Genomic DNA, 6000 nt, shown 5'->3' on the forward strand with positions numbered 1-6000 from the left:
GGAGGGTTCCATGGCAAATAGCTGCATTATCGAACAAATTGATCTCGAGATTTCTAGGCTTCAACAAGCGAGACAACTCCTCTTCGGGTCCGAGACCAGTGGGGGGCTTAACCACACGAACAACGTCAGGGCAAAGCCGACCAAGTCGGCATCTGGAAATGGACGTGGAAAGCTCAGTCCAGCTGGCCGAGCGAGAATCGTAGCAGCGCAAAAAGCTCGTTGGGCGAAACTGAAGAATTCGACGCTCAGCATGGCAACTTCAAACCTCAGATCACTGGGTCCCGCATCGCATGCGTAACCGATGCACCTGAAGTTGAATTGCTATGGTTCGCACCTAAAGACAATTTCCCTTCATCGGCTTGAAAAGCGCAAAACTCTTCGCCTGGAGTGTGGCTACGCTTTCTGAAGCTGGATTTTCGGCCAGACGGCTCTTCAGAGGCTTCGGTCAAGCCTTTCGAACGCTACAGACAGGAACATGACCCCTGTCTTGGTGGGACTGTGTGTGAATCGCGTACAAACGAGGGCTTGAGCCAAAGGGAGCTTGCGAAGCGGGCGCAGGTTTCGGTTCTATGGATTCAACGGCTGGAGACAAGTCGACTCCACACCAACTATTTAATACGGAGGTTGGATCAAGTGGCTCGTGCCTTTAGGGGTGGAATTCTTTGATTTGTATAAGCGAGCGGAGGACATGATAGGTCCTCCGCCCTGGCTGGAGACGGAGGGCACGCAAAATGAGGAATAAGTCCGACCGTGCCGTGCTGGTGATCGACGAAGCTACAGGAAGACGAATCCGCCGACTATCTCTGGCAGAACCCTATCCAAAGTCCCACGAAATTTATCTGACCATTGAGTTCGATGACGAGACGGAGATCTTGATCGAGGTGGCATGCTCGCCGTGTTTTGGTATTAGGCATCTCGCCCGCGATACCCACGGGGAACTGGAGTCGGTGAAGGAATCAGTGCATGGGTCCCTCCGGTCCCTCGTGAAGGACCGGCAATGACTCTGCCCTGTGCCCTCGTTGGGAGCCCATGAACTCACAACACGCAGCGGTATCCTTGCTGCATGAACATCACAGCAATTTTGTGAGCGAGATCGACGAACTTGCGGAGGAGGTCTCCTGCGCGCAGCGACCCCGTTGCGAGTTCTCCGCTCCCACCTCTAGCGGGAGGTTCCCTCCCGCAACGCCTTCCCTATAAATCTCCTGCACAATGCAGAACGCCGCACGGTAACCACCGAGACGGTACGCGAGACAGAGGCCGAAGCGCTGGCGTTTGTTGTCGGGAAGGCTGTTGGGCTAGTGACGGGTTCCTCCTCCGCGGAGGATACCCAGCTTTACCACGGCAATGGTTCGTTGCTGGCCGAGAGCTTGGAAGCCATCCAGCAGACCGCCGCTCTCATGCTTGCTGCATTGGAGCTGCCCATCGGAGGCGCAATTACCACTGAGGAACTCGCAGAGGCAGCGGCATGAAAATCCTGCCTGCGATCAAGTAACAATTCAATGATTCGGAAACCTGACAGGCGGGAAGCAGAGGCTCCCGTCTGTATTTTTTTTGCGGCCCGGGAGACACCCTACGGGTTTCTCCCGAACTCTCTTCCGGCGGTTTGATCAAAATCTGCACAATCCTCCTGCACAGTTCCTACACAGCCAATTTCGTGCCAGTTAGAGCCAATGAAATGAGTAATCTAAAATCTTTCTCACCCGATCAGGATGACACGTCTCAAAAGAACTGGAGTGGACTTGGCTCCAGATGACAGATTCACGAAACCTGTTTGTCTTCGCTCAGGGTGACCTCATTTAGTGGACCCGGTTTGAAGTCTACTCAGGATGACACGTGAGCGTGGCTCCGCTCGGAGTGGTAGCTTGAGCGGAGCACTCGCTCTCATCAGATCTGGATGTACTGAGATTCGGCGGGTGGCTGGTACTGGATTGCCAAGTGGGGTGTTTCGATGCGCTGTCCGAAGCGGTGGCGCGAGTTGAGGCAGGCCTCGAGCATGCCGGTGACGAGCAGGGCGCGCTGGATGGGATAGGGTGCCTTGCGGGTCTGGTACAGGCTTTCGACCTTGGAGGCGAGGCAAGCGGAGTAGGCCTCGTTGGGGGGCAGAGGTCTCAGGAATTGCGTGGAGACCATGTTCTGGTCCTCGTTCTGAGCTTCGTCCTGACCTTGGAGCCGGATGGAGATGTTGAAGTCCTGGACGGCGCCGTTGAGCATGAGCATGGTGGCGCGGGTTCCGTCGGTGTACTCGATGCAGTAGGCCGCGGGATCTTTGACGAGCTGGGGGAGGAGGTCGTCCTGGGTGAGGTCCTGACACCTTCCGTCGAGGGGGCTGAGGCCCATGGGCGTGTCGCTGCGTGAGAGGGCGGAGCTGAGCAGGTCTTTGGACCAGCGCCCCGCCTTAGCGGCTGCCCACACGTCATCGCCTTCGAGCATCTGCACAGCTTTGACGCCGGTCTCTCCACCTTTGCGGCGCTCGAGCATGGACTGCATGGCTTCGAGGGCGTCGAAGTCATTGTTGTCGAGAGTGCCGACGCCGACCATGACAGCCTCTTTGACGCGTGCGCCGAGAGGGACGTCGACGCCGGGGAGACGCCAGGTGACGGGGAGCGACGAGCCCGCCAGGAGCGGCATCTTGAGGCGATCTGCCTTCTCAACCATGGTGTGGGCTTCGGCGAAGCTGAAGGAGAGCTGCTTGTGGTTGAAGTAGGGGACGGCGTGCTTTTCGGTCTCGAAGACCTGGGTGCACTGCTCGAAGAAGTCGAAGCGCGGGAGGAGGACCTGGTCCTTGTCGTTGGAGGGGTAGGGATAGGGCGGGCACTGCTCGACGATAGTGAGGACGGCGTCGACCGCAATGCGATCGCCTCCAACGCGAAGGGCCTCGGGAATGTTGCGGCAGAGACGAAAGCCGAACTGCTTGGCGCGGGCGGGGCTGAGGTCTTCGGCGGGCCATGGGTTGGCCGATCTGCTCCGGGGGGCTCCGGTCATGGAGAGCACAAACTCGCCTGGACCGGCTTCGAGCTGACGGGCGTGCTCATCGACGTAGAGAGAGACGATTTTGATGTTGGGCAGGTGCCAGTCGCCGTCGAACGGATAGCCGATGAGGAAGCGGTCGGTGATGGTTTGCAGGTGCGAGCCGAGACGATAGGTGCTTCCGAGGACGGCGAGGCGGATGGGGTTGGACGAAGCGAGCCTCTCCTGGCTGAAGGCGGAGCGAGCCCATTCAGGAACGGCCAGCATGGAGGAGGTCAGCGCGGAATTGCCCAGAAAACGACGACGTGTCAGCATCAGCTCCTCCAAAAGGTGGATTCGGGGTTGGGTTGATATTGGACAGCGGCGAGATTTGGGGTCTCAAGGCGCGTACCCTTTTTGTCGCTCTCGACGCCGGCGATGAGCAGGCCGCTGGTGAGCAGGGTTCGCTCGATGGGGTACTGGGCCTTACGGGTGAGGAACATCTTCTCGGCATTGTTGACGAGCGGACTGAAGAAGCTGGCGAGCGTGGTGCGTCCGTCGGGCATGGGGAGATACATCTGGGTGGAGAAGGGCTTGGACTGGCCTTCGATCGTGGCGGCGAAGGTGAAGTCGCGCACCATGCCGTAGAGCAGAATCATCGTGCAGAGAAGGCCATCGCGATGGCGGTAGTGGTAGGCGACGGGATCGGGCACCATGGCCTTCATCTGATCGACGGTGGGGAGGTCGTTGGTGAAGGAGGGAGCGCCGGGGCGGATGGTGAAGCTACGGCTGAGCGCGGCGCGCATCAGTTCATGAGACCAGATTTTGTCTTCGTAGGCCTTCCAGAAGGCATCTTTGCGGTAGGTCTGGATCCACTCGACGCCGGTCTCGCCGCCCTTGCGACGCTCGACCATGCACTGAATGGTCTCGAGGCCATGGAAGTCATAGCTGGTCATGCCTCCGTAGCCGATGGAGAGAGCCTCTTTGGCGACGGCGCCGAGGGGGAACTCGACGGAGGGAAGTCTCCAGGTGACGGCGAGCGAGGAACCGCCCTGGAGCGGGAAGTTCAGCTCACGAGAGACGTCGACCATCTTCTTGGACCAGTCCCAGTTCCAGGAGAGCTCTTTGTCGTTGAAGTAGGGAACGGAGCGGCCCGAGGAGCGGAAGACGTTCGTGATCTTCTCGAAGAACTCGTAATGCGGGCGCATCATGATGCCGTTGGGGCTCAGCGGGTAGACGCCGTGCTCGGCGACGACGACCACACCATCGACGGCGAGCTTGCCGGTGCCGAGGGTGAGGGCCTCTTCGATAGAGGAGCAGAGCTTCATCTCGGGATGGCGGTCGGCGCGCTCCTGAAAGAGGTCTCCCTCGCCGTGCTGATCGACGTAAAGCGAGACGAGATCCATCGGGGGACGGTGGTAGACGCCGTTCCATCCATAGCCGTCAAGGAAGCGGTCGATGACGTGCTGGGGATGGAGATATCTTCGATACGCGGTAACTACGCCTGCGAGGCGAAGGCGTTTTCCTGATGTCACATTGGGAGCCATGATGTTCCTTGACGACAGATGTTCGTTGAGATTCGCGTTGGCGAAATGGTATCGACTGATAGGGATTTCGTTCTAGGTCAAATGTCCCTGCTGTTGCTTTTGCGCTCTGCAGGGAAAGAAAGCAAGCGCGGAAGATCGTATAAGATTCCGAATCATGACAACGATGAAGAAGAGTTTGCTGATGAGAGATGTACGCAATGATGGAGCAGGGCTGTGCTGAGCCGTCGACGATTCCTTGGGTATAGTGCGGTGGCACCGGCGGCGCTGCGATCGATTGCGAGTGGTGAGATGCAGGCGCAGCGCGGTGGAGAGCAGGGTGCTCCTGCGATCTCGGAGCGGGCACGCGAGGTGCATCGGAGGGCGTTCATCTTCGACGGGCATGTGCATGCGCTGGATCGTGAGTTTTATCACGGCGGCAGCATGGGGGAGCGTAAGAGCGATGGGCAGTGGGACCTGGTGCGTGCCCGGGAAGGCGGAGAGGGCGCGTTCTTCCTGTCGATCTTCGTGCCTGAGGAGTACTACCCGAGCCGCTTTGAGACCAAGCAGGCGATGCGCCGGATGGACCATGCACGGCGGCAGCTGGAAGAGAACAAAGAGCTGGTCGAGCTGGCGCTGCACGCGGACGATGTGGAGCGCATACGGGCGAAGGGAAAGATGGCTGCGGTGCTGGACATCGAGGGCAGCTATGACCTGGATGGAGATTTGGGAGTGCTGCGGGACATGCACCGGCTAGGGCTGCGGTCGGCGCAGCTTTCGGCGCACAACTGGGATCAGAACTATGCGGACTCGTGCTGCTCGGTGCCGAAGGTGAATGGGTTGAATGCGCATGGGCGGGCCGTAATCAAGGAGATGAACCGGCTGGGCATGATGATCAACGTGTCTCACGCTTCGGACGATGCGATCTCGCAGGCGATCGATGCTAGCGAGGTTCCGGTCATTGCGACGCATCACGGTCTGCGGCAGGTGAACAATATTCCGCGCAACATGCCGGACAATCTGCTGGAGAAGCTGGCAGCGAAGGGAGGCGTGATCGGCTTCCAGATTGGAAGCGAGTTCAACTACCTGCCCGAGTACAAGTGGATTACAGCGGAGCGAGGGAAGACGTTCTTCGATACCGCAAGCATCCCCGACCAGGTGAAGGGTAAGACGATCTACGAGGTGGATGCGCTGGTTGCATCCGCGTATCCGATGAAGGGCGCCACGGTTCCGGATTCGGTGGCGATGAAGGTGGATGACTGGGTGGGTGTGGTTGACAAGGCCATCAAGCTGGTGGGCGAAGATCACGTCGCGATCGGCACGGATTTTGACGGAGGACCGACGCTGGCGCGTGGGATGCGGGATGTTCGCGATCTGCCAATGGTGACCGATGCGATGTTGCGGCGGGGCTACGGTGAGGAGCGGATCAGGAAGTTCTGGGGCGGGAATCTGCTGCGGTTCTTCAGGACGGTGAGTGGGGCCTGAGGGAACGATTGTGCCTGCGGGCGCAACCGCAGATCCTTCGACTGCG

Annotated in this window: 5 protein-coding genes and 1 pseudogene; 4 read left to right on the forward strand and 2 right to left on the reverse strand. The window is 59.2% G+C overall.

Annotated features, from left to right (window positions below; all coding sequences use genetic code 11):
• The first annotated feature begins 498 nt into the window (after nucleotides 1–498).
• From JAO29_RS23645 to JAO29_RS19600, 3 genes and pseudogenes are all read left to right on the forward strand, one after another.
• On the forward strand, nucleotides 499–666 hold the full coding sequence (locus JAO29_RS23645) for a helix-turn-helix domain-containing protein (protein WP_442886444.1): 168 nt from the start codon (nucleotides 499–501) through the stop codon (nucleotides 664–666).
• A 65-nt stretch (nucleotides 667–731) separates the two neighbouring features.
• On the forward strand, nucleotides 732–1001 hold the full coding sequence (locus JAO29_RS19595) for a hypothetical protein (protein WP_334269962.1): 270 nt from the start codon (nucleotides 732–734) through the stop codon (nucleotides 999–1001).
• A gap of 198 nt (nucleotides 1002–1199) precedes the next feature.
• A pseudogene (locus JAO29_RS19600) lies at nucleotides 1200–1469 on the forward strand (DUF1738 domain-containing protein); the annotation flags it as partial.
• A gap of 415 nt (nucleotides 1470–1884) precedes the next feature.
• Here JAO29_RS19600 and JAO29_RS19605 read toward each other — a convergent pair.
• Nucleotides 1885–3282 (reverse strand): hypothetical protein, encoded by a 1398-nt coding sequence (locus JAO29_RS19605; RefSeq protein ID WP_334269963.1) that lies wholly within the window; start codon nucleotides 3280–3282, stop codon nucleotides 1885–1887.
• Complete coding sequence (locus JAO29_RS19610) at nucleotides 3282–4493, reverse strand: hypothetical protein (protein ID WP_334269964.1); 1212 nt, start codon at nucleotides 4491–4493, stop codon at nucleotides 3282–3284. Before JAO29_RS19610 ends, JAO29_RS19605 begins: the two co-directional genes overlap by 1 nt.
• A 213-nt stretch (nucleotides 4494–4706) precedes the next feature.
• Between JAO29_RS19610 and JAO29_RS19615 the strand changes: the two genes are divergently transcribed.
• The gene (locus tag JAO29_RS19615; RefSeq protein ID WP_334269965.1) at nucleotides 4707–5954 is read left to right on the forward strand and encodes a dipeptidase; all 1248 of its coding nucleotides are present in this window, start codon (nucleotides 4707–4709) and stop codon (nucleotides 5952–5954) included.
• Nucleotides 5955–6000: the final 46 nt, after the last annotated feature.

It is taken from the genome of Edaphobacter sp. HDX4 (assembly GCF_036877565.1).
Classification (GTDB): domain Bacteria; phylum Acidobacteriota; class Terriglobia; order Terriglobales; family Acidobacteriaceae; genus Edaphobacter.